The organism is Corallococcus sp. CA041A, assembly GCF_003612075.1.
Lineage (GTDB): Bacteria > Myxococcota > Myxococcia > Myxococcales > Myxococcaceae > Corallococcus > Corallococcus exiguus.
Window position 1 is genome coordinate 1 of record NZ_RAWF01000748.1, and the last position, 398, is coordinate 398.

Below are 398 nucleotides of genomic sequence, written 5' to 3' on the forward strand. Positions count from 1 at the left end.
GCTCGCGCTCGTCGTTGCCGCCGCCCATGCCGGCGCCACGATGGCGGCCAACCGCATCGATCTCATCGATGAACACGATACAGGGCGCCTGCTTCTTGGCGTTTTCAAACATGTCGCGCACGCGGGCTGCGCCCACGCCAACGAACATTTCAACGAAGTCCGAACCGGAAATACTAAAGAACGGCACCTTGGCCTCGCCGGCAATGGCGCGCGCCAGCAGCGTCTTGCCGGTACCCGGAGGCCCCACGAGCAGCACGCCGCGCGGGATACGCCCGCCCAGCTTCTGGAATTTCTGCGGATCTTTCAGGAAGTCAACCAGTTCGACGACTTCTTCCTTCGATTCATCGCAGCCCGCCACGTCAGCAAACGTGACGCTGTTGTTGTTCTCGTCGATCAAC

The 398-nt window shown here is 61.6% G+C and carries 1 protein-coding gene; it reads right to left on the minus strand.

Annotated features, from left to right (window positions below):
• Positions 1-398, minus strand: a 398-nt coding sequence (locus tag D7V77_RS42925) for an AAA family ATPase (RefSeq protein ID WP_120581793.1), incomplete at both ends; no start/stop codon positions are given.